The sequence below is a fragment of the Pseudoduganella lurida genome (assembly GCF_007830455.1).
In the GTDB taxonomy this organism is placed as follows: Bacteria; Pseudomonadota; Gammaproteobacteria; order Burkholderiales; family Burkholderiaceae_D; genus Rugamonas; species Rugamonas lurida.
In genome coordinates this window covers 20,826-45,796 of the sequence record NZ_VLLB01000004.1, presented here as the reverse complement: position 1 = coordinate 45,796, position 24,971 = coordinate 20,826, and the positions used below count along the sequence as shown (strand labels likewise).

General features: G+C 65.3%; 21 protein-coding genes and 2 pseudogenes. 13 read left to right on the top strand and 10 right to left on the bottom strand.

The features are described from left to right. The first annotated feature begins 2 nt into the window (after window positions 1–2). From IP91_RS12620 to IP91_RS12610, 3 genes are all read left to right on the top strand, one after another. A complete protein-coding gene (locus IP91_RS12620) occupies window positions 3–710 on the top strand; it encodes a type II secretion system protein (protein ID WP_199754587.1) in 708 nt (235 codons plus the stop codon). Window positions 711–907: 197 nt separating this feature from the next. Continuing rightward, a complete protein-coding gene (locus tag IP91_RS12615; RefSeq protein ID WP_145649374.1) occupies window positions 908–1,384 on the top strand; it encodes an FxDxF family PEP-CTERM protein in 477 nt (158 codons plus the stop codon). Between the two features lie 252 nt (window positions 1,385–1,636). Further along, complete coding sequence (locus IP91_RS12610) at window positions 1,637–2,122, top strand: FxDxF family PEP-CTERM protein (RefSeq protein ID WP_145649373.1); 486 nt, start codon at window positions 1,637–1,639, stop codon at window positions 2,120–2,122. Window positions 2,123–2,208: 86 nt separating this feature from the next. Here IP91_RS12610 and murJ read toward each other — a convergent pair whose 3' ends face one another. Beyond that, window positions 2,209–3,759, bottom strand: coding sequence for a murein biosynthesis integral membrane protein MurJ (gene murJ / locus IP91_RS12605; RefSeq protein WP_145649372.1), 1,551 nt, complete (start codon window positions 3,757–3,759; stop codon window positions 2,209–2,211). A gap of 258 nt (window positions 3,760–4,017) precedes the next feature. On the opposite strand from murJ, the gene rpsT reads away from it, so the two are divergent. Beyond that, window positions 4,018–4,284, top strand: coding sequence for a 30S ribosomal protein S20 (gene rpsT / locus IP91_RS12600; RefSeq protein WP_145649371.1), 267 nt, complete (start codon window positions 4,018–4,020; stop codon window positions 4,282–4,284). Window positions 4,285–4,408: 124 nt separating this feature from the next. On the opposite strand, the gene IP91_RS12595 is transcribed toward rpsT, so the two are convergent. Together IP91_RS12595 and IP91_RS12590 are read right to left on the bottom strand one after the other, a co-directional pair. Beyond that, window positions 4,409–4,594, bottom strand: a complete 186-nt coding sequence (locus IP91_RS12595) for a hypothetical protein (RefSeq protein ID WP_145649370.1) — start codon at window positions 4,592–4,594, stop codon at window positions 4,409–4,411. A gap of 96 nt (window positions 4,595–4,690) precedes the next feature. Continuing rightward, window positions 4,691–5,254 (bottom strand): pseudouridine synthase, encoded by a 564-nt coding sequence (locus IP91_RS12590; RefSeq protein WP_145649369.1) that lies wholly within the window; start codon window positions 5,252–5,254, stop codon window positions 4,691–4,693. 124 nt (window positions 5,255–5,378) lie between these two features. On the opposite strand from IP91_RS12590, the gene icd reads away from it, so the two are divergent. Further along, window positions 5,379–6,632, top strand: coding sequence for an NADP-dependent isocitrate dehydrogenase (gene icd / locus IP91_RS12585; RefSeq protein ID WP_145649368.1), 1,254 nt, complete (start codon window positions 5,379–5,381; stop codon window positions 6,630–6,632). A gap of 96 nt (window positions 6,633–6,728) precedes the next feature. Here icd and cspE read toward each other — a convergent pair whose 3' ends face one another. Next, on the bottom strand, window positions 6,729–6,932 hold the full coding sequence (gene cspE, locus IP91_RS12580; protein ID WP_055937397.1) for a transcription antiterminator/RNA stability regulator CspE: 204 nt from the start codon (window positions 6,930–6,932) through the stop codon (window positions 6,729–6,731). Between the two features lie 328 nt (window positions 6,933–7,260). Between cspE and clpS the strand changes: the two genes are divergently transcribed. Both clpS and clpA read left to right on the top strand, forming a co-directional pair. Then, window positions 7,261–7,563, top strand: coding sequence for an ATP-dependent Clp protease adapter ClpS (gene clpS / locus IP91_RS12575; protein WP_145649367.1), 303 nt, complete (start codon window positions 7,261–7,263; stop codon window positions 7,561–7,563). Beyond that, window positions 7,560–9,860: an ATP-dependent Clp protease ATP-binding subunit ClpA gene (gene clpA / locus IP91_RS12570; protein ID WP_145649366.1), complete on the top strand. Its 2,301-nt coding sequence runs from the start codon at window positions 7,560–7,562 to the stop codon at window positions 9,858–9,860. Before clpS ends, clpA begins: the two co-directional genes overlap by 4 nt. Before the next feature lie 202 nt (window positions 9,861–10,062). Here clpA and IP91_RS26840 read toward each other — a convergent pair whose 3' ends face one another. After that, window positions 10,063–10,371: a LytR/AlgR family response regulator transcription factor gene (locus IP91_RS26840; RefSeq protein ID WP_503826403.1), complete on the bottom strand. Its 309-nt coding sequence runs from the start codon at window positions 10,369–10,371 to the stop codon at window positions 10,063–10,065. On the opposite strand from IP91_RS26840, the pseudogene IP91_RS26835 reads away from it, so the two are divergent. Beyond that, window positions 10,291–10,455: pseudogene (locus tag IP91_RS26835) on the top strand (hypothetical protein); the annotation flags it as partial. The gene IP91_RS26840 and the pseudogene IP91_RS26835 sit on opposite strands and share 81 nt — an antisense overlap. Here the strand turns inward: IP91_RS26835 and IP91_RS26830 are convergent. The 4 genes and pseudogenes from IP91_RS26830 to prpR form a co-directional block, all read right to left on the bottom strand. Further along, a pseudogene (locus IP91_RS26830) lies at window positions 10,453–10,776 on the bottom strand (LytR/AlgR family response regulator transcription factor); the annotation flags it as partial. The pseudogenes IP91_RS26835 and IP91_RS26830 overlap by 3 nt on opposite strands. Before the next feature lie 10 nt (window positions 10,777–10,786). Then, window positions 10,787–11,851, bottom strand: a complete 1,065-nt coding sequence (locus IP91_RS12560; RefSeq protein WP_229474351.1) for a sensor histidine kinase — start codon at window positions 11,849–11,851, stop codon at window positions 10,787–10,789. Next, the gene (locus IP91_RS12555) at window positions 11,835–12,710 is read right to left on the bottom strand and encodes an alpha/beta fold hydrolase (RefSeq protein WP_145649365.1); all 876 of its coding nucleotides are present in this window, start codon (window positions 12,708–12,710) and stop codon (window positions 11,835–11,837) included. Before IP91_RS12555 ends, IP91_RS12560 begins: the two co-directional genes overlap by 17 nt. A 101-nt stretch (window positions 12,711–12,811) precedes the next feature. Continuing rightward, window positions 12,812–14,431, bottom strand: coding sequence for a propionate catabolism operon regulatory protein PrpR (prpR, locus tag IP91_RS12550; protein ID WP_145649364.1), 1,620 nt, complete (start codon window positions 14,429–14,431; stop codon window positions 12,812–12,814). Window positions 14,432–14,582: 151 nt separating this feature from the next. Between prpR and prpB the strand changes: the two genes are divergently transcribed. From prpB to IP91_RS12525, 5 genes are all read left to right on the top strand, one after another. Further along, window positions 14,583–15,470: a methylisocitrate lyase gene (gene prpB / locus IP91_RS12545; protein WP_145649363.1), complete on the top strand. Its 888-nt coding sequence runs from the start codon at window positions 14,583–14,585 to the stop codon at window positions 15,468–15,470. Between the two features lie 9 nt (window positions 15,471–15,479). Continuing rightward, on the top strand, window positions 15,480–16,628 hold the full coding sequence (gene prpC / locus IP91_RS12540) for a bifunctional 2-methylcitrate synthase/citrate synthase (RefSeq protein ID WP_145649362.1): 1,149 nt from the start codon (window positions 15,480–15,482) through the stop codon (window positions 16,626–16,628). Window positions 16,629–16,639: 11 nt separating this feature from the next. Then, on the top strand, window positions 16,640–19,240 hold the full coding sequence (acnD, locus tag IP91_RS12535; protein WP_199754601.1) for a Fe/S-dependent 2-methylisocitrate dehydratase AcnD: 2,601 nt from the start codon (window positions 16,640–16,642) through the stop codon (window positions 19,238–19,240). Continuing rightward, complete coding sequence (gene prpF / locus IP91_RS12530) at window positions 19,237–20,418, top strand: 2-methylaconitate cis-trans isomerase PrpF (RefSeq protein WP_145649360.1); 1,182 nt, start codon at window positions 19,237–19,239, stop codon at window positions 20,416–20,418. Before acnD ends, prpF begins: the two co-directional genes overlap by 4 nt. A 154-nt stretch (window positions 20,419–20,572) precedes the next feature. Continuing rightward, window positions 20,573–23,842: a bifunctional diguanylate cyclase/phosphodiesterase gene (locus IP91_RS12525; protein ID WP_145649359.1), complete on the top strand. Its 3,270-nt coding sequence runs from the start codon at window positions 20,573–20,575 to the stop codon at window positions 23,840–23,842. 25 nt (window positions 23,843–23,867) lie between these two features. Here the strand turns inward: IP91_RS12525 and IP91_RS12520 are convergent, their stop codons facing one another. Continuing rightward, window positions 23,868–24,632, bottom strand: a complete 765-nt coding sequence (locus IP91_RS12520) for an exodeoxyribonuclease III (RefSeq protein ID WP_145649358.1) — start codon at window positions 24,630–24,632, stop codon at window positions 23,868–23,870. Window positions 24,633–24,971: the final 339 nt, after the last annotated feature.

The window sequence follows — 24,971 nt, the reverse complement described above, 5'->3', positions numbered from 1 at the left end:
CGGTGGTCGGCGCGGGCGGGTTTACTTATGTCGGCCTGATCATCCTCGTGGCGATCGTAGCGCTGGTCGCCGCCACGACGCTGCGCGTGGGTGTCACGCTGCAGCGGGCACAGGCCGAACGCGACCTGCTGCAGATCGGCGAGCAGTTCAGCAATGCCCTGAAGAGCTATGCGGCCGCGACACCCGCGGGCCAGCCGCAGCAGCCGAACACGCTGCAGGACCTGCTGAAGGATCCGCGCTTCCCCGGCACACGGCGCCACCTGCGCAAGATCTTCGTCGATCCCATGACCGGGAGGGCAGAGTGGGGCGTCATCTATATAGCCGAGAACAAGGGCGTGCTGGGCATTCACAGCTTGTCCGCCGCGCCGCCGATCAAGATCAGCAACTTCCCGCAGCGCTTCCTGTCCTTCGACAACCGGAAGAAGATCTCCGACTGGGTTTTCACGCCCGATGGCAGGGAGCCGCGGCCGCCGGCGCTGGTAAAGCCGGGCCAGTCCACGCCAAGCCCGGCAGGGCCGGGGGGCGCGACACTAGTTCCCTCTCCCATTGCACCAGCAGTGCCTCCTAAGCCTGCGGAGAATGCGGCTCCGGCAGAGCCGCCCGCACCCGAGACGCCGCAGGAACCCGAGCCTGCAGCGAATCCCGCGCACCCCGACGCATCTGAATCCGCTGGACCGGTCGAGCAACCGGTTTCCGCCACGGCGGAATAATGAGTCGTGAGCAGAAACCGATAGTGATTCAGGAAATTAGAGTGTTTCTTCTACAACTTTCTTGTAAAAACAACACTTCTAGTGGAATATTTACAATTGTGGCGAAGAATTTTTAGTGTGCATATGCTATCCTGCGTCTTAGCAGTTCAGCAATGTACTGACCAGCGACCACACACTACTCTCTCAAGGATAATGCTATGAAACTGAAATTCGCCGTTGCTTCCCTGCTCGCCGCCGTGTCGATGAGCTCATTCGCTGCTGACCAGTCGGTCACCGTGGACCTGACCGATGCCGTGACGTTCAAAGGCGTGGGCACGCTGTTCGACGGTGGTTCCGACACCATCACGTTCACCGGCCTGAACGCTGGCGTTTACAACATCATCATCGACCTGACCGGCCAGAACATCTCCTTCAACGCCGGCGCAACCACGCTGAATGGCGTGGCTGGCCTGGCCGTGGACGCTTCCCAGGGCAAGTACAAGTTCCTGGGCGTGGAAGCGACGAATGAATCGCCTTTCATCCTGGAACTGGCTGGTGCCGTGACTGGTGCCAAAGCTGCTTACACCGGCGTCGTGAACGTCTCGGCTGTTCCAGAGCCAACCACCTACGGCATGCTGCTGGGCGGCCTGGGCATCATGGGCTTCCTGGCCCGTCGCAAAGCCAAAAAAGCGTAATTTCAGTTTCCGCTTAAAAAAAACCCGCTGCCCTGGCAGCGGGTTTTTTTATAGGGTCGGCGTTTTGGGAGTTCGATCGGTTCGACGAACTGGCATGGCAGAAAACATGGATGCGAGTATTACTAAAACCACATTTTTGATGGTTTTTATTTATTGTGTGCAGGAATTTTCAGTGTCATTATGATATGATTGGTATCAGCACCTCTACAATGAACTGACCAGCGACCATATCACTCTCTCAAGGATAATGCTATGAAACTGAAATTTGCCGTCGCTTCCCTGCTCGCCGTTGCTTCGATGAGCGCCTTTGCTGCTGACCAGACGATCGTTCTGAATACCGCTGGCCTGACGCACTTCTCGACGGAAAACACCGTCGACGTGCTCGGTGGCGGTTCGGACACGCTGACGTTCGTCGGCGCGCCAGCCGGCGGCCTGTACGACGTGTACATCGGCATCACCGGCCAGTACCTGAACTGGGATGTTGCTGGCACTACGCTGAACGGCGTGTCCGGTTCCTGGGATTCCTCGGGCAAGGTCGTGAAATTCATCGGCATCGAAACGACCGCAACGTCGCCGTTCGTCCTGAACCTGGCAGGTTCGCTGACCGGCAAAGGCGTGGCTGGCTACGACGGCAACATCAGCATCTCGGCCGTTCCAGAGCCAACCACCTACGGCATGCTGCTGGGCGGCCTGGGCATCATGGGCTTCCTGGCCCGTCGCAAAGCCAAGAAGGCGTAATTCGGTTTCGCGCATAAAAAACCCGCTGCTTCGGCAGCGGGTTTTTTTATGGGGGATGCAGTGATCCCAGCGTAGGGAGCACCGCTTTATTTGCCCGTGCGCTTGAAGTCCCTCGGCCGGAAACCCAGTGCGGCCAAGGCGCCGAAGTATACGATGCCGCAAATGCCGATGATCAGGAACAGGGCGCCGGCACGCAGGAAGGGATGGGCGCGCATGCCCAGCCAGTCGAAGTATTGCGCTCCGAACCAGGCCGCCACGGCCATCAGGCCGACCGCCACCACCAGTTTCGCAAAGAACTTGCCCCAGCCGGGCCGGGGGCGGTACACGTCGCGCCGGCGCAGGCTGATGAACAGGAAGGTGGCATTCACGCAGGCGGCCAGGCCGATGGACAGCGCCAGCCCGGCGACCTGGATATACGGCACGAACAGCAGGTTCATCAGCTGGGTGGCGACCAGCACCATCAGGGCGATCTTCACGGGCGTGCGGATATCCTGCTTGGCATAAAACGCCGGTGCCAGCGTCTTGACGAGGATGATGCCGAGCAGGCCGACGGAATAGGCGATCAGCGGGCGGGCCGACATGATGGCAGCTTCGTCCGTAAAGCGGCCGTAATGGAACAGCGTGGCGATCAGCGGCAGTGCCAGCAGCGCCAGGCCGACCGCCGCCGGGATCGCCAGCAGGAACGTCAGCCGCAGGCCCCAGTCCAGCAGCGCGGAATATTCCTCGGGGTCGCCGTCCACATTGGCCTTCGACAGGCTGGGCAGCAGGATCGTGCCGAGCGCCACGCCCAGCAGGGCAGTGGGGAATTCCATCAGGCGGTCCGCATAGGTCAGCCACGAGATGCTGCCTTCCTGCAGTCGCGAGGCGATGCTCGTATTGATCATCAGGCTGATCTGCGCCGCCGAGACGGCGAACACGGCCGGCCCCATCTTCTTCAGCACACGGCGCACGCCGGGGTCGCCCAGGCCGGCAGCAGGATTGAGTGACAGCCGGGGCAGCATGCCGATCCTGATCAGCGCGGGGACCTGGATGGCCACCTGCAGCAGTCCGCCCACGAACACGGCGATCGCCTGTGCGTAGACGGGCTGTTCCAGCCAGGGCGCCAGGAACAGCGAGCCGGCGATCAGCGACAGGTTCAGCAGCACGGGCGTGAAGGCGGGAATCTTGAACTCGCGCCAGGTGTTCAGGATACCGCCGGCCATCGCCACGAAAGCCATGCAGGTAATGTAGGGGAACATCAGCCGCGTCATCCAGACGGCCGCGTCGAAGGCGCCGGGATCCTGCTTCAGGCCGCCGGCGATCAGCAGCACGAACAGCGGCGCGCCCAGGATGCCCAGCGCACTCACCAGCAGCGTGGCCCAGACCAAGCAATTGGCCACGTGATCGGCCAGCGTCTTGCTGGCCTCGGCACCCTGCACGTTGCGGTATTCGGCCAGGATCGGCACGAAGGCCTGCGAGAACGCGCCCTCGGCAAACAGGCGGCGCAGCAGGTTGGGGATGCGGAAGGCCACGTTGAAGGCATCGGTATAGGCGCCGGCACCGAAAGCCCGGGCAAACAGGCTTTCGCGCAGCAGGCCGGTCACGCGCGACAGCATGGTCATGCTGGAGACGGCGGCAAGGGTTCTGAGCAGGTTCATGGAGCGGGATTATAGCGGTGCTGCCTCGATGCAAGTCTTACGGTCTTGTTAAAATGTCTCGTGTAACGGGCAAGTTTCCGATCTTTTGAATTGCCCCGTGACCAAAAGCTCGCTATAATTTAAGGCTGTACAGAATTCAGTGACGCAGACATCGAAGTAAGCCAGCTCTGCGTTGGCCTGCTGGGTCAGACTGAAACGCACCGGTTTGGCAAACGCTGTTGTTTGCAAACGAACTTTGACAACGATTTAGGAAATTCCATGGCAAATACCGCACAGGCGCGCAAACGCGCTCGTCAAGCAGTCAAGCAAAACGCACACAATTCGGCACAGCGTTCGACCCTGCGTACCGCAATCAAGGCCGTCCGCAAGGCCATCCTGGCTGGCGACAAGGCTGCTGCAACGCAGATCTTCCAGTCCTCCGTGTCGACCATCGACTCGATCGCTGACAAGAAAATCATCCACAAGAACAAGGCCGCTCGCCACAAGAGCCGCCTGGCAGCTGCCCTGAAGGCACTGTCCGCCTAAGTTCGTGTGCGGCGGCAACTGCCGCCAGACAGGTGCAAAGCAAAAACCCGCATGGCTTGCCATCGCGGGTTTTTCGCTTTGTGCTGCAGGAGGGCCGGGACAGGGCTGGCCTGCCCCGGCGGGATCAGCCGTGATGCTGCGCTGCGTGCGCCTTGGCCACGTGGTGCTGCTTGTGCTTCGTGGCTTTCTTGTGCACGGCGCTCTTGTGCAGGGCCACGCCTTTCGGGTGGTTCGGGTGGGCTGCCGGCACGGCGGCGAAGGCGGAAGTGGCAAAGACGGTGGCTACCAGTGCTGCGATGAATTTCGACATGATCGTATCCTTGGCTGAGCGGGGACCGGATAAGCCGTTCCCTCTGGCACTATCATAGCCGCGCCGGGGCGCCGCAAAATTGCCCATAAGCGATTCTTAAGCGACGGTTTTCAGTTCGGCCGCATCGATCTCGCGCCACTCGCCCGGCAGCAGGGGGTGGGTGGCCAGCGACACGGCGCCGATGGCACTGCGCACCAGCCGCAATGTCGGCAGGCCGACCGCCGCCGTCATGCGCCGCACCTGGCGGTTCTTCCCTTCCTGCAGCGTGATGGCCAGCCACGATGTCGGCTTGTCCTGGCGTGTCCGGATCGGCGGGTCGCGCTGCCACAGCCAGCCGGGTTCGGCGATGCGCACGGCACGGCACGGCTTCGTGATGAAGTCGCCCAGGTCGAGCGGCGCCTGCAGGCGCGCCAGCGCGGCGGCATCGGGTACGCCATCCACCTGCACGAGGTAGGTCTTGGCTTCCTTGCGGTCGGGATGTGCAATGGCGTGCTGCAGCTTGCCGTCGTCCGTCAGCAGCAGCAGGCCTTCGCTGTCGGCGTCCAGCCGGCCAGCCGGATAGACATTCGGAACGGGCACGAAGTCGCCCAGGCTGGCGCGGTCGGGCTGGGGCGAAAACTGGCACAATACGCCGAAGGGCTTGTTCAGGAGGATCAGCATGCGCGGATTGTACTGGTGCGCGCCGCCGCCGGCCAAGGCCGCGCAGTAATCCGTGCCACAATGGCATGTTTCAGCCTCGTTACAGGTACGGCGCGAACCGCCCGTGCCGCATTCCGGAGAACCGATGTACCAACATATCAAGGCGCCTGCCGAGGGCCAGAAAATCACCGTCAACGCGGACTTTTCCCTGAATGTCCCGGAGCAGCCCATCATTCCCTATATCGAAGGTGACGGCATCGGGATCGATGTCGGTCCGGTAATGCTGAAGGTGGTCGATGCCGCCGTGGCGAAAGCCTATGGCGGGCGGCGCAAGATCAGCTGGATGGAAATCTTCGCGGGCGAGAAGGCCACCCGGCTGTATGGCCACGATGTCTGGCTGCCGGAAGAAACGCTGCAGGCCGTGCGCGACTACGTGGTGTCCATCAAGGGGCCGCTGACGACCCCCGTGAGTGGCGGGATCCGTTCGCTGAACGTGGCGCTGCGCCAGCAGCTGGACCTGTATGTCTGCCTGCGTCCGGTGCGCTGGTTTGCCGGCGTGCCGTCGCCGCTGAAGGAGCCGCACAAGACCGACATGGTGATCTTCCGCGAGAACTCGGAGGACATCTATGCAGGCATCGAATTCGAAGCCGGCTCGGCCAATGCGCAGAAGCTGATCCGCTTCCTGCAGGACGAACTGGGCTCGACGAAGATCCGCTTCCCGGACACCTCCGCCATCGGCATCAAGCCCGTCTCGCGCGAAGGCACCACACGCCTGGTGCGCAAGGCCATCCAGTATGCGATCGACAACGACAAGCCGTCCGTGACCATCGTCCACAAGGGCAATATCATGAAGTTCACGGAAGGCGGCTTCCGCGACTGGGCCTACGACGTGGCGCAGCAGGAATTCGGTGGCGAGCTGATCGATGGCGGCCCATGGTGCCGGGTGAAGAATCCGAAGACGGGCCGCGACATCCTCGTCAAGGATTCGATCGCCGATGCCTTCCTGCAGCAGATCCTGCTCCGCCCGGCCGAGTACAGCGTGATCGCCACGCTGAACCTGAACGGCGACTACGTGTCCGATGCGCTGGCGGCCCAGGTGGGCGGCATCGGCATCGCGCCGGGCGCCAATATGTCCGATTCGGTAGCGATGTTCGAAGCGACGCATGGCACCGCGCCGAAGTATGCCGGCAAGGACGTGGTCAATCCCGGTTCACTGATCCTGTCGGCCGAAATGATGCTGCGGCATATGGGCTGGACGGAAGCGGCCGGCCTCATCATCGCGGCCATGGAAAAGGCGATCGCCGCGAAGTGCGTCACCTATGATTTCGCCCGGCTGATGGAAGACGCGCGGCAGGTGTCCTGCTCGCGTTTCGGGGAAGTGGTCATCGAGAATATGTGACTTCCGGTGGCGGCGGCGCTCCCGCCGCTGCCGGCGGAAACCGGCGGACGAAAAAAAACCCCGCGGGGCGGGGCTCTTTACATCGTCAGGGAGCGATCAGCTCGACTGGATGTTGGAAGCTTGCTTGCCTTTCGGGCCCTGCGTGACTTCGAACTGGACTTTTTGACCTTCTTTCAGGGTCTTGAAGCCGTTCATGTTGATCGCGGAGAAGTGTGCGAACAAATCCTCGCCGCCATCATCAGGAGTGATGAAGCCGAAACCTTTGGAGTCATTGAACCACTTAACGGTACCAGTTGCCATAATAAAAAGAACTTTCAAATTTTAACGAATCACACGAGCCATAAAAGCAAGAAGCTTCCTGCCCCCTCCTCGACAACTCACTTCTTATCAACATGAACATTTCTGCACGAGTCGATATGTCATTGTTGGCGCAACAATTTTCTATGTCAAGAGCTTTGTAACCACGCTAGTAAGTTTTTTGCAACACAGGAAATCACCATGACTCTTGATTTTCCGCCACGAAGCGCCATCTGCGGCCAGTTGGGAAAGCGCGTAAGATTGAGGACAAATGGAAACGCCCAGCTAAACGGGCGTTGCATGGATCACGAAAGCATTAGAATATAAGCGTATGGCAACCAAGCATGACACCGATACCGTCCTGGAGCGACAGACGCTGAAGCCGCCACCGATGTACCAGGTGGCCTTGTTGAACGACGATTACACCCCGATGGAATTCGTGGTGGCAGTCATTCAGGAGTATTTCAACAAGGATCGCGAAACGGCAACGCAAATTATGCTGAGTGTGCACCGCTACGGAAAAGGCGTTTGCGGTGTGTTCTCGAAAGATATCGCATCAACCAAGGTGGAGTTCGTTTTAACGCATGCGCGCAAGGCAGGGCATCCCCTGCAGTGCGTGATGGAGGAAGTATGATCGCGCAGGAATTGGAAGTAAGTTTGCACATGGCGTTTGTCGAAGCTCGGCAGGCACGGCATGAATTCATCACGGTTGAGCATCTGTTGCTGGCACTGCTGGACAATCCTTCGGCAGCCGAAGTGCTGCGGGCCTGCGCGGTCAATATCGAGGATCTGCGCAAGACCCTGACCAACTTCATCGGCGACAACACGCCGACGGTGCCCGGCACCGGCGAAGTGGACACGCAGCCCACGCTGGGTTTCCAGCGGGTGATCCAGCGCGCCATCATGCACGTGCAGTCCGCATCGAACGGCAAGAAGGAAGTCACCGGCGCGAACGTGCTGGTCGCCATCTTCGGTGAAAAGGATTCGCACGCTGTTTACTATCTGCACCAGCAGGGCGTCACGCGCCTGGACGTGGTGAACTTCATTTCGCACGGTGTCCGCAAGGACCAGTCGGGCGAAGCCGCGAAGGCGTCGGAAGGCGTGGAAGAGGGCGCCCAGGCCGAAGGCCAGGCGAAGGAAAGCCCGCTGGACCAGTTCACCCAGAACCTGAACAAGTCGGCCGCGGAAGGCAAGATCGATCCGCTGATCGGCCGCGAGGACGAAGTGGATCGCGTGATCCAGATCCTGTGCCGCCGCCGCAAGAACAACCCGCTGCTGGTGGGCGAGGCCGGCGTGGGCAAGACCGCCATCGCCGAAGGCCTGGCCTACCGCATCACGCAGGGCGACGTGCCCGAGATCCTGCAGAATGCCGTCGTGTATTCGCTGGACATGGGCGCGCTGCTGGCCGGTACCAAGTACCGCGGCGATTTCGAGCAGCGCCTGAAGGCCGTGCTCAAGCAATTGAAGGAAAACCCGAACGGCGTGCTGTTCATCGACGAGATCCACACGATCATCGGTGCCGGTTCCGCATCGGGCGGCACGCTGGATGCCTCGAACCTGCTGAAGCCGGCACTGGCCAATGGCCAGCTCAAGTGCATCGGCGCGACCACGTTCACGGAATTCCGCGGCGTGTTCGAGAAGGACCATGCGCTGTCCCGCCGCTTCCAGAAAGTGGACGTGAACGAGCCGACCGTCGAGCAGACGGTGCAGATCCTGCGCGGCCTGAAGTCGCGCTTCGAGGAGCACCATGGCGTGAAGTATTCTTCGTCGGCGCTGTCGACGGCAGCCGAGCTGGCGGCCCGCTTCATCAACGACCGCCACCTGCCGGACAAGGCCATCGACGTGATCGACGAAGCCGGTGCCGCGCAGCGCATCCTGCCGAAGTCGAAGCAGAAGAAGACCATCGGCAAGACGGAGATCGAAGAGATCATCTCGAAGATCGCGCGCATCCCGCCGCAGACCGTCAACCAGGACGACCGCAGCAAGCTGCAGACGATCGACCGCGACCTGCGCAACACGGTGTTCGGACAGGATCCGGCCATCGAGGCGCTGGCCTCGGCCATCAAGATGTCGCGTGCCGGCCTGGGCAAGCAGGACAAGCCGATCGGCTCGTTCCTGTTCTCCGGTCCCACCGGCGTCGGCAAGACGGAAGTGGCGAAGCAGCTGTCGTTCATCCTCGGCATCGAGCTGATCCGCTTCGACATGTCCGAGTACATGGAGCGTCACGCCGTGTCGCGCCTGATCGGTGCGCCACCGGGCTACGTCGGTTTCGACCAGGGTGGTTTGCTGACGGAAGCGATCACGAAGAAGCCCCATGCCGTGCTGCTGCTGGACGAGATCGAGAAGGCCCATCCGGACATCTTCAACATCCTGCTGCAGGTGATGGACCATGGCACGCTGACGGACAACAACGGCCGCAAGGCGGACTTCCGCAACGTGATCATCATCATGACGACCAACGCGGGTGCGGAAGCGCTGCAGCGTGCGCCGATCGGTTTCACGAACACCAAGGAAACCGGCGACGAGATGGCCGACCTGAAGCGCATGTTCACGCCGGAGTTCCGCAACCGGATCGACGCGATCATCAGCTTCCGCGCACTGGACGAGGAGATCATCCTGCGCGTGGTGGACAAGTTCCTGATGCAGCTGGAAGAGCAGCTGCACGAGAAGAAGGTGGAAGCCGTCTTCACGGAGAACCTGCGCAAGTTCCTGGCGAAGAAGGGCTTCGATCCGCTGATGGGCGCTCGGCCGATGGCGCGCCTGATCCAGGACATGATCCGCAAGGCGCTGGCCGACGAGCTGCTGTTCGGCCGCCTCGTCACCGGTGGCCGCGTGACGGTGGACCTGGACGAAAAGGACCAGATCAAGCTGGACTTCCCGGAGCCCGACGCGGCCCCGCTGCCGCCGCCGGAAACGGTGGAAGTGGAGTAATCCGCTTCAGGCGAACAACCCGCTCTCGCGAGAGCGGGTTTTTTTATGCCCGGCCCCATCCCGGTGCCCTGTTCCGGCCAGGGGCAGTGCCTGGTATCTGGCACCCTCGCGGTGTCGGACACAGGTTTCCTGCCGACGCGCCGACCACGTTGCAGCCCGTTCGCCCTGGCCTTGCCTGGCACCGGTTGTTCCCGATGCGCCGCTAGAGTCCCATTGCCCGCACCAGTGCTGCGCGCCGCCGCGACACCTCCACCGTCACCCCGTCCGGCAGCTGCAGCGCCAGCCCGCCCGCATCGTTCGGCGTCATCGCCCGCACGAAGTCCAGGTTGACGATGTGGCGCCGGCTGGCGCGCAGGAAGCGGCTGCCATCGAGCCGCGCCTCGAGCTGCGTGAGCGAACGGAGCGTCAATGGCCGCACATCGTCGAAATACACGCGCGTGTAATTGCCCTCCGATTCCAGCAGCCGGATCCTGTCGAGCGCGACGAACCAGCAGCGGTCGCCGTCGCGGATGAACAGTTTCTGCGGCGCGGGCGCTGCCGCGCCAACCGGCGTGATGCCCAGCCGCTGCGCCGCACGCTGCAGCGCCTGCGCCAGCCGCGTGGCCGCGATCGGCTTCTGCAGGTAGTCCAGCGCATTGACTTCGAAAGCCTGCAGCGCGTACTGGTCGAACGCGGTGGTGAAGATGACTTCCGGCGTCGTGTCGAGTGCCTGCAGCAGGTCGAAGCCGCTGGCGCCGGGCATCTGCACGTCGAGCAGCAGCAGGTCGGGCTGAAGGGCGCCGATCTGCCCCAGCGCTTCTTCCGCATTGGCCGCTTCGCCCACGATCTCGACCTGGGGGTGGGCCGCCAGCAGGCGCCGCAGCTCGGCGCGCGCCAGGCGTTCGTCGTCGACGATCAGGACCCGCAGGGACGTCATGGCAGCACCGTCATGCCATGGCCGGCAGCAGCAGGGTGGCACGCACCCAGCCATCGCTCTCGCCCAGTTCCAGGCTGGACTGCCCGCCCAGTGCCAGCGCCAGGCGCTTGCGGGCATTGGCCAGGCCGACCTGCGTGGCGTTCGGGTAGCGCCGGATGGCACCGATGTTGGCGACCTCCACCCGGATCGCGTTCCCGTCGCGGCACGCGCGGATGCGGATGTCGCTGCCGGTGGCGCTCTGCTCCACGCCATATTTCACGGCATTCTCCACCAGCGTCTGCAGCGCCATCGGCGGCACCGGCACGCGTTCCAGCCCGCCTTCGACGTCCACCTGCACGCGCAGCCTGTCCTCGAAGCGGATCCTCTCGATCGCCAGGTAGGCCTGCACGGCTTCCAGTTCGGCCGACAGCGGCACCGTGTCCGCATGGCCCGACTGCAGCGCGTAGCGCATCAGCGCGGCCAGCTGGTCGATCATCTGCGCGGCCGCTTCCGGGTCTTCGTAGATCAGCGCGCGCACGCTGTTCAGGCTATTGAAGAAGAAGTGCGGATTGACCTGCGCCTGCAGGGCGCGCAGCTCGACATCCTTCGCGTGCAGTTCGAGGCGCAGTGCCGTCGCTTCGGCATGGCGCGCGCGGCGCATCGACAGCGCCGCCTGGTAGCACACGGTCCAGGCGAAGAACTGGCCGATCCAGAACATCAGCGCATACGGCAGCCAGGCCACGCCATGCGGTGCGCCGAACGGCTGGAAGACGAGGAAGGCGGCGTACACCAGCACGGTTTCCGCTGCCGCGCACGCAACGATGCCGGCCGCCACATACGGCCAGCGCGCGCCGCCGCGAAATGCCGGATGCCGCTTCAGCAGCCGATGCCAGAGATCGGACACCAGCAGGCCGGCCAGCGCACCCCACACGCTGACCACGGCCGCGCGCCAGCCGCCGGTCCCCATCGACAGCGACAGGTTGAACAGGGCGACGGCACTCCAGCCAGCCCCCTGCAGGATCCAGTACCAGCCCGTGCGGCGCATTGGCGGCACCGGCGCAGCGCCGTGCGCCGTTGTATCAGTCGAGGAAAGCATCGATGCGATCATACATCCACGCCGGCGCATCGAACATGATGAAGTGGCGCGCCGTGTCGGCCATCTCGATCTTCACGCCGGCCAGCTGCGCATACTGCGCGGCATACGCCTGTTCGATCGCGGCGCGCGGTGCGTAGTCCCGGTACGCCGCCCAGGCACCGAGCACCAGCGTTGGCGCCTTGATGCGGGCGACGTCGCCGCGCAGGTCCTGCGACATCAGTTCGTACATCGCATTGGCAACGGCCTTGCGGTCGGAACGCTGGCCCCAGCCGACGATGCGGTCCACATCGGCCGGCGCGGTCACCATCGTCGCGGCGGTGTAGCGCATGCCGGCGGCGTGGGCGGCATCGTCCTGGGCCAGCATCCGGTCGCGGACCGCGGCTGCGATCTTCTCCAGCTGCTCGCCCTTCGCAAGCGGGTTCTGCGTGGCGCCCAGCGCGGGCAGCGAGTCCACGATCACCAGCCGGCCTACCTGGTCCGGATGATCGGCCGCGAACTGCAGCGCGATGAAGCCGCCCAGGCTGTGGCCGATGATGACTGGCTTGCCCAGCCTGTTTGCCGCAATGTAGTCCGCCAGCTGCTGTTCCACCTGCGGCAGCAGCTTGCCGTCGATGGCGGGCTGGCCCGCGAAACCGGCCAAGGTCAGCACGTGGCACTGGCGCGGTCCGCACAGGTGTTTCACCGTGCCGTCCCACACGGCGCCGGACGAGGCCAGGCCGGGAATCAGGATGACGGGACTGCCGGTGCCGGTGACTTCGGCCCGGAAGGCGCTGGCAGCCTGTGCACCGGATGCGGCCAGGGCGAGCAGGGACGTGGTGATGGCGATCAGCGTGCGCTTCACTTTCAATGTCGTTTTCATGGTCAGGGACCCTCCTTGAAACGCATCGTGACAGGGCTGCCATTGGCTGGCACGGCCGACATGACGAACGGTCGAACGCCGTGATGAGCGGCGGGCGTCCCTCACGCGGCGCCTTCCTCGCGCAGCCGCCGCCACAGCGTGGTGCGGCTGATGCCGAGATAAGCCGCGGCCGCATCGCGCCGGCCGTCGAAGCGGCGCAGGGCTTCGGTGGCGCTGGTGGCGGCAGGCGCACCGGTCGAGGCGGCCGCGTGGCTGGGTTCCTGTGCCAGTTCCGGGCTCACCGACAACACGAACGCGGGCGTCAGCGCGCGCAGCGGCTCGGCGGACAGGAACAGCGCCAGCCGCTCGGCCAGGTTGCGCAGTTCGCGCACATTGCCGGGCCAGGGGTGGTTCGCCAGCAGCGGCGCGCAGGCCTGCAGTTCGGCGCGCAGGTTTGGCTGCGCGCGCGTGCCGAGCGCGGCCAGCGCGCCCCGCAGCAGCCATTCGAGCAGCGGCACGATGTCGGCAGCCCGTTCGCGCAGCGGCGGCAGGACGAGCCGCAGTACCGCCAGCCGGTAGAACAGGTCGGCACGGAAGCGGCCTGCGCGGATGCGCTCCTCCAGGTCGCAATGCGTGGCGCTGACGATGCGCACGTCCACCGGCACCGGCCGCGTGCCGCCCACGCGTACGACTTCGCGCTCTTCCAGCACGCGCAGCAGCCGGGTCTGCAGCGGCAACGGCATCTCGCCGATCTCGTCGAGGAACAGCGTGCCGCCGTCGGCCGCCTCGAACAGCCCGGGCCGGCCGCCGCGGCGCGCGCCCGTGAACGCGCCTTCCTCGTGCCCGAACAGCTCCGATTCCAGCAGCGACTCGGCAATCGCGCCGCAGTTGATCGCCACGAACGGGCGCCGGGCGCCCTGCTGGCCGGCGCGGTGGATGGCCTGCGCGGCCAGTTCCTTGCCGCTGCCCGTCTCGCCCTGGATGAGCACCGTGGCATGCGAGCGTGCGTACAGCACCACGGCCTGGCGCACCTTTTCCATCGCGGGCGAATCCCCGCGCAAGTCGGCCAGGCCGTGGCGGGCGCGCAGCGTATCCGGCGCCGCACCGGTGCGCTGCTGCCGGCGTACCGGTTCCAGCTGCCCGACGCGGGCGATGTCCAGCGCATCGTCGAACGCCTGCCGGATCGAGGCGGACGAATAGACGAAGACGCCCGTCAGCCCGGCCTCGGTAGCCAGGTCCGTGACCAGGCCCGCACCCACCACGGCCTGCACGCCGGCCCCCTTCAGTTCGCGGATCTGCGCGCGCGCGTCTTCCTGCGTGTCGTAGGTACGCTGCTCGATGGGCACGCCGAAGGTGGCGGCGAAGTCGGCCAGTTCCGGCACCGGCTGCTGGTAGGTGACGACGGCGATGCGTTCCGAGGCGCGCCGTGCCCGCGCCAGGGCGCGCAGCATGTCCGAGCCGCTGGCCTTGGCCACCACCACGGGCACGGCCAGCCGGCCTTTCAGATAGGCCGCATTCGACCCGGCGGAGATGACGGCATCGCAGCGCTCCGTGGCCAGGCGCTCGCGGATGTGGCGCACCGCCTCGTCGAATCCCAGGTGGATCGGTTCGATCGTGGCCAGTGCATCGTATTCGGGCGTGATGTCGCGGAACAGCCCGGACAGGCGCGACACGGAAACGGTCCAGATGACGGGCTTGTCGCCTTCGGGCGCGGCGGGGGCTGGAGGAGTACGATAGGCCATGTTGCAAATTATAGTGCACCATTGTTTCAATGGTTCAGCTTGAAACGCGCGCAGAGAGCCGAAGCCGTTGCAAGTGCTTGATTCGCTTGCGCAGGCGGCATGGCACGGGCCTTGCAAAAGCACACGGATCGCAACGTAGAGAGGAACCACCATGAGTCTGCCTTCCGCCGGCGCCGCTTTCCGCCAGGCTGTCCGTGAAGAGTCGCCGCTGCAGGTCGTCGGCGCCATCAACGCCAACCATGCCTTGCTGGCCCAACGCGCGGGCTTTCGCGCCATCTACCTGTCCGGCGGGGGCGTCGCGGCCGGTTCGCTGGGCCTGCCGGACCTGGGCATCTCGAACCTGGACGATGTGCTGACCGATATCCGCCGCATCACGGACGTGTGCAACCTGCCGCTGCTGGTCGATGCGGACACGGGCTTCGGCGCTTCCGCGTTCAACGTGGCGCGCACCGTGAAGTCGATGATCAAGGCCGGCGCCGCCGCGCTGCACATCGAGGACCAGGTGGGCGCCAAGCGCTGCGGCCACCGGCCCGGCAAGGAGATCGTCGGCAAGGCCGAAATGGTGGACCGCATCAAGGCGGCCGTCGATGCGCGCACCGACGAAAACTTCGTCATCATGGCGCGCACCGATGCGCTGGCCGTGGAGGGACTGGACGCCGCGCTGGAACGGGCCATCGCCTGCGTGGAGGCGGGCGCCGACATGGTCTTCCCGGAAGCGATCACGGACCTGGCGATGTACCGGCAGTTCGCCGCCGCCGTCAAGGTGCCGGTGCTGGCCAACATCACGGAATTCGGCGCCACGCCGCTGTTCACGGTGGACGAGCTGCGCGATGCGGACGTGGGCCTGGTGCTGTATCCGCTGTCCGCCTTCCGCGCGATGAACAAGGCGGCCGAGAACGTGTACGGTGCGATCCGCCGCGACGGCACGCAGCAGAGCGTGCTCGACACGATGCAGACGCGCGACGAACTGTACGAGCGCATCAACTACCATGACTTCGAACGCAAGCTCGATGCCCTGTTCGCCGCCCAGAAACAATAAGGAGACCCCATGACCGAACCGACCCCCTTCAAGCCGAAAAAATCCGTGGCCCTGTCCGGCGTCACCGCCGGCAATACCGCGCTGTGCTCCGTCGGCAAGACGGGCAACGACCTGCACTACCGCGGCTACGACATCCTCGATGTCGCCGGCGCCTGCGAGTTCGAGGAGATCGCCTACCTGCTGGTGCACGGCAAGCTGCCCACCACCGGCGAACTGAAGGGATACAAGGCCAAGCTGCGCTCGCTGCGCGGGCTGCCGCAGGCCGTCAAGCTGGCGCTGGAAGCCTTGCCGGCCGGCGCGCATCCGATGGACGTGATGCGCACCGGCGCGTCCGTCCTCGGCTGCGTGCTGCCGGAGAAGGACGACCACAACCTGGCCGGCGCGCGCGACATCGCCGACCGCCTGATGGCATCGTTCGGCTCCATGCTGCTGTACTGGTACCACTACAGCCATGCGGGCCGCCGCATCGATGTGGAAACGGACGACGATTCGATCGGCGGCCACTTCCTGCACCTGCTGCATGGCACGCCGCCGCCCGATTCGTGGGTGCAGGCGATGCACACGTCGCTGATCCTGTATGCGGAACACGAGTTCAATGCGTCCACCTTCACGGCGCGCGTGATCGCCGGCACGGGCTCCGACATCTATTCGGCCATCACCGGTGCGATCGGCGCGCTGCGCGGCCCGAAGCACGGCGGCGCCAACGAGGTCGCACTCGATATCCAGAAGCGCTATGACAATGCGGACGAAGCGGAAGCGGACATCCGCAGCCGCGTCGCGAACAAGGAAGTGGTGATCGGCTTCGGCCATCCGGTCTACACGGTCTCCGACCCCCGCAACAAGGTGATCAAGGAAGTGGCGCGCAGCCTGTCGCAGGAAGCGGGGTCGCTGAAGATGTTCGACATCGCCGAGCGCCTGGAAACGGTGATGTGGGACGTGAAGAACATGTTCCCCAACCTGGACTGGTTCTCCGCCGTGTCGTACCACATGGTGGGCGTGCCGACGGCGATGTTCACGCCGCTGTTCGTCATCTCGCGCACGTCCGGCTGGGCCGCGCACATCATCGAGCAGCGCATCGACAACAAGATCATCCGCCCGAGCGCCAACTACGTGGGGCCGGAAGACCTGCAGTTCGTGCCGATCGGGGAACGCCGGTAATGAAGCCGCTCCTGAACACCGCGTACCGGACCAATCTGCCCGGTACCTCGCTCGACTACTTCGATGCGCGCGCTGCCGTCGAGGCGATCGAGGCCGGCGCCTACGACAAGCTGCCCTACACCTCCCGCGTGCTGGCCGAGAACCTGTGCCGCCGCTGCGATGCCACCCAGCTCACGGCCTCGCTGCAGCAGCTGGTCCACCGCCGGCGCGACCTGGACTTCCCGTGGTTCCCGGCGCGCGTGGTCTGCCACGACATCCTGGGCCAGACGGCACTGGTGGACCTGGCCGGCCTGCGCGATGCCATCGCCGGGCAGGGCGGCGACCCGGCCCTCGTCAACCCCGTCGTGCCCACGCAGCTGGTGGTCGATCACTCGCTGGCCGTGGAATGCGGCGGCTTCGATCCGGATGCCTTCGCGAAGAACCGCGCCATCGAGGACCGCCGCAACGAGGACCGCTTCCACTTCATCGAATGGACCAGGCGCGCCTTCCGCAATGTCGACGTGATCCCGCCGGGGAACGGCATCCTGCACCAGATCAACCTGGAACGCATGTCGCCGGTGGTGCAGGTGGACGATGGCGTGGCCTATCCGGACACGCTGGTGGGCACCGATTCGCACACGCCGATGGTCGATGCGCTCGGTGTCATCGCGGTCGGTGTCGGCGGGCTGGAAGCGGAAACCGTGATGCTGGGGCGCGCCTCCTGGATGCGGCTGCCGGACATCGTCGGCGTCGAGCTGGCCGGCCGGCCGCAGCCGGGCATCACGGCCACCGACATCGTGCTGGCGCTGACCGAATTCCTGCGCAAGGAAAAGGTGGTGTCGGCCTTCCTCGAATTCCACGGTGCGGGGGCGGCAGCATTGACGCTGGGCGACCGCGCCACCATCGCCAACATGGCACCGGAATTCGGCGCCACCGCGGCCATGTTCGCGATCGACGAGCAGACCATCCAGTACCTGCGGCTGACCGGGCGCGAAGAGGCGCAGGTGGCGCTGGTCGAACGGTATGCGAAACAGGCCGGCCTGTGGGCGGACAGCCTGCAGGACGCCGAATACGAACGCGTGCTGCGCTTCGACCTGGCCACCGTCGTGCGCAATATCGCCGGGCCGTCGAATCCGCACAAGCGCGTGCCGACCTCGGAACTGGCGGCGCGCGGCATCGCCGGCATCGTCGAGAACGAACCGGGCCGCATGCCCGATGGCGCGGTGATCATCGCGGCGATCACCAGCTGCACCAACACGAACAACCCGCGCAACATGATCGCGGCCGGCCTGCTGGCCCGCAATGCCAACCGCCATGGGCTGCTGCGCAAGCCATGGGTGAAGACGTCGCTGGCGCCGGGCTCGAAGGCCGTCACGCTGTACCTGGAAGAGGCCGGCCTGCTGCCGGAACTGGAGGCGCTGGGCTTCGGCGTCGTCGCGTATGCCTGCACCTCGTGCAACGGCATGTCCGGCGCGCTCGATCCCGCCATCCAGCAGGAGATCGTCGAGCGGAACCTGTATGCGACGGCCGTCCTGTCCGGCAACCGCAATTTCGATGGCCGCATCCACCCGTATGCGCAGCAGGCGTTCCTCGCATCGCCGCCGCTGGTGGTGGCCTATGCGATCGCCGGCACGATCCGCTTCGATATCGAGAAGGACGTGCTCGGCCACGATGCCGATGGCCGGGCCATCCGGCTGCAGGAGCTGTGGCCGTCCGACGAGGAGATCGACGCGGTGGTCGCGACCAGCGTCAAACCCGAGCAGTTCCGCAAGGTGTACATCCCGATGTTCGCGCGCACCGAGGAGACGGGCGACGGCGTCAGCCCGCTGTACGACTGGCGGGCGCCCAGCACCTATATCCGCCGGCCGCCGTACTGGGAAGGCGCGCTGGCCGGCGAGCGCACGCTGACGGGCATGCGGCCGCTGGCCCTCCTGGGCGACAACATCACCACGGACCACCTGTCGCCATCGAACGCCATCCTGCTCGACAGCGCCGCCGGCGAGTACCTGGCGAAGATGGGCCTGCCGGAAGAAGACTTCAATTCGTATGCGACGCACCGGGGCGACCACCTGACGGCGCAGCGCGCCACGTTCGCCAATCCCACGCTGAAGAACGAGATGGTGGTCGTCGATGGGCGGGTACAGGCCGGCTCGCTGGCACGCATCGAACCGGAAGGGACCGTCACGCGCATGTGGGAAGCGATCGAAACCTACATGGAACGCAAGCAGCCGCTGATCATCATCGCCGGTGCCGACTACGGCCAGGGCTCGTCGCGCGACTGGGCCGCGAAGGGCGTGCGGCTGGCCGGCGTGGAAGCCATCGTGGCCGAAGGCTTCGAGCGCATCCACCGCACCAACCTGGTGGGCATGGGCGTGCTGCCGCTGGAATTCACGGGCGGCGTCGATCGCACCACGCTGGGCCTGGACGGCAGCGAGACCTATGATGTCGTCGGCGAGCGGCAGCCGCGCGCCACGCTCACGCTGGTCATCCACCGCAGGGACGGCACCAGCGTCACGGTGCCTGTGCTGTGCCGGCTCGATACGGCCGAGGAACTGGCGATCTACGAAGCGGGCGGCGTGCTGCAGCGCTTCGCCCAGGATTTCCTGGCGACGACCGCGGCGGTGGCGGCATGAGCGGCGGGCAGGTGAAGATCCCCGCGACCTATATGCGCGGCGGCACCAGCAAGGGCGTGTTCTTCCGGCTGCAGGACCTGCCGGCCGCCGCGCAGGTGCCGGGTGCCGCGCGCGACGCGCTGCTGCTGCGCGTGATCGGCAGCCCGGACCCGTACGGCAAGCAGATCGACGGCATGGGCGGCGCCACCTCCAGCACCAGCAAGGCCGTCATCGTGTCGCCCAGCACGCGGCCCGGGCATGACGTCGACTACCTGTTCGGCCAGGTCGCGATCGACCAGCCGTTCGTGGACTGGAGCGGCAATTGCGGCAACCTGTCCGCCGCGGTCGGGCCGTTCGCGATCGCGGCCGGCATGGTCGACCCGGCGCGTATCCCGGAGAATGGCCTGTGCGTGGTGCGCATCTGGCAGGCCAATATCGGCAAGACGATCGTGGCCCACGTGCCGGTCAGCGGCGGCGCGGTACAGGAGACGGGTGATTTCGAACTCGATGGCGTGACGTTCCCGGCCGCCGAGGTGCAGCTGGAGTTCCTCGATCCGGCGGACGAAGGGGAGGGCGGCGGGGGCGCCATGTTCCCCACCGGGCACCTGGTCGACGATCTCGACGTGCCGGGTGTCGGCACCCTGCGCGCCACGCTGATCAATGCCGGCATCCCCACCATCTTCATTGACGCGGCGAGCATCGGCTACACGGGCACCGAGCTGCAGGACGCCATCAACGGCAGCCCGCAGGCGCTGGCGATGTTCGAGACGATCCGAGCGCATGGCGCGGTGCGCATGGGACTGATCGCGCAGGTGGACGAAGCGGCCCGCCGCCAGCACACGCCGAAGATCGCCTTCGTGGCGCCGCCCGCCACGTATGGGGCGTCCAGCGGCAAGAGGGTACATGCCCAGGACATCGACCTGCTGGTGCGCGCGCTGTCGATGGGCAAGCTGCACCACGCCATGATGGGCACCGCCGCCGTGGCGATCGGCACGGCCGCCGCGATTCCCGGCACGCTCGTCAACCTGGCCGCCGGCGGCGGCGTGCGCACGGCGGTGCGCTTCGGGCATCCCTCCGGCACGCTGCGCGTGGGTGCCGCTGCGGTGGAGGCCAACGGCCAGTGGCAGGTGACGAAGGCGAGCATGAGCCGCAGTGCCCGCGTGCTGATGGAAGGCTGGGTGCGCGTGCCGGAAATGTAAAATTCAGGACTGAAACTTGTAACCAACCGTTGTAATGATGCCCGCTACCGCGGGCAGCGCCGTTTGTCCATGGCGTGTGCGAGTCCGGGTGGGCTATCATCATGCTCGCGAGTTGCCTTCAGGCAGTCCGCCTTGCCACCTACCATCCGGATCCATGAATCACGCTTCCCCCCGCAACGACCCGATTGCCGATGCCCTGCAGCTGATCGGCATGCCGGCCTGCGCATGCGGTGCGGATGGGATCATGGTCGCGTCCAACGAGGAGTTCGATGCGCTGCTGCCCGGCAGCGCGAGCGGCATGGCGCTGGAAGAACTCCTGGCCGCACGCGTGCGCAAGGAGGGCGAACAGGCCATGCGCGATGCGCTGCAGGGCAACGTGGCGGGGCGGTGGAACAGCGTCATCGTCCTCGCGGGCGGCCAGGAAGTGGCCGTGGAAATCACCATGAAGCCGCTGCCCGCCGGGTTCGGCCTGCGCGGTGCCACCATCGTGCTGCGCGACATCAGCGCCGTGCTGCGCGACCAGCGCGCCTTGCGCCAGACGCTGCTGCAGCAGCAGGCCATCCTGGAAAATGCGGCCGTCGGCATCCTGTTCAGCAAGCACGAACATATCTTCGAATGCAACCGCCGCGCCGCCGAGATGTTCGGTTACCAGCGGCCTGCGCTCGAGGGCCTGCCCAGCCTGGTGCTGTATCCGGACCGCGAGCAATACGAAGAGTTGCGCATGGCATGGCTGCCGGTGCTGGCCGATGGCCGCGCCGTCACCCTGGAGACGCGCATGCGACGCTGCGACGGCCAGCTGTTCTGGTGCCGTGCCCATGGCCGCGCGATCGATCCGGCCGATGCCGCGGCAGGCATGGTCTGGATCGTCGAGGACATCAACGAGCAGCGCACGGGCAGCGAAGCCACGCGCAAGCTGCTGCTGGAGCAGCAGGCCATCCTCGACAATGCTTCGGTCGGCATCCTGTTCACCAAGAACCAGATCATGTTGCGCTGTAATCCGCGCATGGCCGAGATGTTCGGCTACACGCCGGAGGAGATGGCCGGCCTGCATTCGGGCATCGTGTTCGCCTCGCCGGAAGCTTCCGAGGCGTTCGGCCGCGAATGGACCGCCGTGCTGGCGCGGGGACTGCCGTTCGAGAAGAAGGAAATGCAGTTCCGCCGCCGCGACGGTTCGCTGTTCTGGTGCCGCGTGCGCGCCAGCGCCGTCGACCTGGAGCACCACGAGGGCGGCACGATCTGGATCCTGGAGGACGTGACGCTGTCGCGCCAGAACGGAATGGAGATCGAGGCGCTGATGACGAATGCGTCGATCTCCATCCTGTTCATCCGCCACGGCGTGATCACGCGGCACAACCGCGGTTTCGGCGAGATGTTCCGCTACCACGCCGACGAGGCGCTGGGCATGCCGGCCACGCTGCTGTATCCGTCGCAGGACGCCTACGAGGAAACGGATGCGCAGGCCGCGCCGCTGCTGGCGCTGGCCCGGCCGTTCCAGACCGAAGTGGAGCTGCGCCGCAACGACGACACCACGTTCTGGGCCCAGCTGATCGCCTACGTCGTCAATCCCGAAGCACCCGAGCAGGGCACCATCTGGATCGCCGAGGACCGCACGAAGCAGAAGGCGGCCGAGGCCACGCTGCGCAATGCGCTGCTGGAGAACCAGGCGATCCTGGACAGCGCGGTGCTGGGCATCTCGGTGGCCGAAGGCGGCTACACGCTGCGCTGCAACGCCAAGATGGAAGAGCTGTTCGGCTATGGCCCGGGCGAGCTGGCCGGCGTGCCGATCGAAGCGCTGTATCCGGACGACGCCGCCTGGGCCGTGGCACGCCGCGAGACCACGTCGGACTTCATGGCGGGCCGGGTCAGTTCGCTCGAATACGAATTGCGCCGCAAGGATGGCAGCACGTTCTGGGGCCGCATGTCCGGCCGGCCGTTCGACTGGAAGCAGCCGAAGGGCCGTTCGGTCTGGATGGTGGACGACGTGACGGCGCGCCGCGAATCGGCCGAGGCGATCCGCCGCGCGCGCGACGAACTGGAAGTGCGCGTGCTGGAACGCACCGCCGAACTGGCCGGCGCGAATGCCATGCTGCAGGGCGAGATCGTCGAGCGCCGCCAGGCCGAGGCGCGCGTACACCACATGGCCTACCACGACAGCCTGACGGGCCTGCCGAACCGCGCGCTGCTGGCGGACCGGCTGGAGCGCGCCGTGCTGTCCGCGCAGCGCACCGGCCAGCAGCTGGCCGTGATGTTCCTCGACCTGGACCGCTTCAAGACCATCAACGATTCGCTGGGCCACCTCGCCGGCGACGCATTGCTGCAGGAAGTGGCGGGGCGGCTGTGCCGCGCGGTGCGCGCCAGCGATACCGTGGCGCGGCTCGGTGGCGACGAGTTCGTGGTGCTGGTGCCGGGCATCCGCGAGGCGGCCGAGGCATCGCAGGTGGCCGACAAGATCATCGACGCGCTGGCCGCCCCGTTCCCGCTGGAGGGCCATACGCTGCATGTGACCCCGTCGATCGGCATCTGCCTGTGTCCGGACGATGGCGGCGATGTCGAGACGCTGATGCGCCATGCCGATGCGGCCATGTACCACGCCAAGCAGGCAGGGCGCAACAACTGGCAGTTCTTCACGCAGAAGATGAGCGCTTCGGCCTCCTACCTGGAACTGGAGAGCAGCCTGCGCAGCGCGCTGGCGCTGAACCAGTTCGAGCTGCACTTCCAGCCGATCATGGACATCGGCACGCGCCGCCTGCACACGATGGAAGTGCTTCTCCGCTGGCGGCGTCCCGGCACCGGCCTGGTGGGGCCGGACAAGTTCATCCCCATCATCGAGGAGAACGGCCTGATCGTGCCGGTGGGCGAGTGGGTGATCCGGCGCGCCTGCGAGCAGATCACGGAGTGGAAGCGCCAGGGCCTGGCGCCCGTGCCGCTGGCCGTGAACCTGTCGCCGCGCCAGTTCATGCACCGCAGCCTGGTACCGGCGGTGCGCCGCATCCTGGACGAGACGGGCGTCGATCCGGCCCTGCTGGAATTCGAGATCACGGAAACGGCGCTGATGCAGCATGGCGAGCAGACGCTGGACATTCTCGGCCAGATCAACGCGATGGGCATCCGCCTGTCGATCGACGATTTCGGCACGGGCTATTCCAGCCTGGCCTACCTGAAGCGCTTCCCGGTCCGGAAGATCAAGATCGACCGGGCCTTCATCAAGGACCTGGAAGAGAGCGCGGAGGACCGCGCCATCGTGGCGGCGATCATCGCGCTGTCGGACAGCCTGCAGCTCTCGGTGGTGGCCGAAGGCGTGGAGACGGAAGGGCAGTACGCCCTGCTGCAGCGGCAGGGCTGCCAGTTCGCCCAGGGCTACCTGTTCTCGCAGCCCGTGCCGCGCGCCAATGCGCAGAACATGCTGGAGCGGAGCGCGGGCTGAGAGGCGTGGCCGAGGGCGGGATTGCCTAAGCCAGCGTGGCGATGACCGGCACGTGGTCGGACGGCTGCTGCCACTTGCGCGGCGCCCGGTCGATCACGCACGCCGTGCAGCGTTCCGCCAGCGGCGCGGAGAGCAGCACGTGGTCGATGCGCAGGCCCTGGTTCTTCTGGAAGCGCAGCATGCGGTAATCCCACCAGCTGTAGCTTTTTTCCGGTTGGTCGAAGCGGCGGAAGGCATCGGCCAGGCCCAGGTCCAGCAGGGCCTGGAATGCCGCGCGCTCGGCCGGCGACACGTGCACTTCGCCTTCCCAGGCGGCCGGGTCGTGCACGTCGCGGTCTTCCGGCGCCACGTTGTAGTCGCCCAGCACGGCCAGCTGCGGGTTGCCCGCCAGCTCGGCGGCCAGCCAGTCGCGCAGGGCCGCCATCCAGCCCAGTTTATAAGTGTATTTGTCGGAACCGACCGCCTGGCCGTTCGGTACATAGGCGCAGACGACGCGGATGCCGTCGATCGTGGCGGCCAGGATGCGCTGCTGCTCGTCCGGATACAGCGGGTTGTTGCGCACCACGTCGCCCATCGGCAGGCGCGAGGCGATGGCCACCCCGTTATAAGTTTTCTGGCCGCTGAACTGCACCTGGTAGCCGGCGGCTTCCAGTGCGGCGACGGGGAATTTGTCGTCCGTGAGCTTGGTCTCCTGGAGGCAGATCACGTCGACAGGATTGGCTTCCAGCCATTGCAGCAGATGGGGTAGCCGGACATTGAGGGAATTGACGTTCCAGGTGGCGAGCTGCATGTTAATCCTTGTAAGTATTCGCGAAACGGGGCGCATCTTACCGCAAAGGCCACTCCCAAAAGAGCGTGAAAACGAATACAATAGCCAAACAAACAATTGCAGTAAGTCAGCAATTGAATATAACTAGACTACTCTCAGACGCAATTTCTGTTGCAAAATGCGGCTTCATCGAAAATAATTGCCGTTTTAGCCTTTCAGTTATCAAAATAGTACTAAAATCAGTCTGGCAAATGCCTGATTCGACGTATACTTTGCTGGTCCGGCGCGGTAAGAAAGCAGCGCAACACTGCTGGCAACCTGTTGGCTCATCCAGATATGGCGGCTTCCAGGTACGTTCCC